Origin of the sequence: Limosilactobacillus portuensis, assembly GCF_014838735.1 — a bacterium.
GTDB lineage: Bacteria > Bacillota > Bacilli > Lactobacillales > Lactobacillaceae > Limosilactobacillus > Limosilactobacillus portuensis.
On the sequence record NZ_JABUXQ010000066.1, the window covers coordinates 1 to 1,009 of the forward strand.

Genomic DNA, 1,009 nt, shown 5'->3' on the forward strand with positions numbered 1-1,009 from the left:
GGTGATGCATGCCGTGCATGAGTTAGGTAGCCAGGTAGCTAAAGAAAGTCAGCGCAATGAACAAAAGACCGTTCATCGCCAAATTCCCAAGCACCTAACTATTGAGGGCGATGCATTTATGATTAAAAGTCAACACCCCGCCCAGCTGACGCTGGTTCATCATTATCGAGTGTATGAACGGGAGGCTAATCATATCATTAATCGCCACGATTTCTTAAGTGTTGACCATCAGGAACAGCTATAATCACGACTAAGTGACTATTTAGATCGTCATTATAAGCTGCATGGACAAACGATCTTTTTGGCGAGTGACACTGGACCTGGCTATGAGCCGACCAGGCTCTTAAGCTTAGTTCCTCAAGGAGCCCAGGGTGAATATTTTTTAGACCGTTATCACTGCTTTCAGAAAATTGAACATACCTTAGGCCATCAAAATGAGTTAACTGTAAAAGCAATCCAAGCCGTGCGAGATTATGATAAGCACCAGTTAACATTAGTTTTGGATACGTATGAGTCACAAGACTTAACTCCCCATCAAGAAGCCGACCTAACGCGGCTACGGAAATATTTAACGCGGAACTGACCATATCTTTTAGCACCTCAACGACGCGGGTTTAAAGGCATGCGTCTCATTGGATCAATTGAAAGCGCTCATCGCGCTTTTACCTATCGCATGAAAAAACAGGGGAAGTCGTGGACGATTAAGGGAGCTAAAACCATGATTGGGTTAATCGAAGCACGAGTCAATGGCGAATTACCGACTAATTTAACTACTACCCTCAATCAATTGACTGTCCTACCCAAGGTAGAGTCCCCGCATCTACTGCAGGAACTACAGATTCGAACTGGCGAATTTTTACGCAGGGTACCCACGCCACCTTCATCAGGCGTGATCCACGGAGACATTCCAATTAATACTGCAACTAGTAGACCAATGGGCCGAGTTCTTAAGGCTCTTACGCACTAAAACTGCATATTTAAAGGCTACCTATGAAAACTTGACAGATAC

Annotated in this window: 1 pseudogene; it reads left to right on the forward strand. The window is 44.4% G+C overall.

Going from position 1 to position 1,009, the window contains the following annotated elements:
- A pseudogene (locus HUK49_RS10550) lies at positions 1-967 on the forward strand (ISLre2 family transposase); the annotation flags it as partial.
- Positions 968-1,009: the final 42 nt, after the last annotated feature.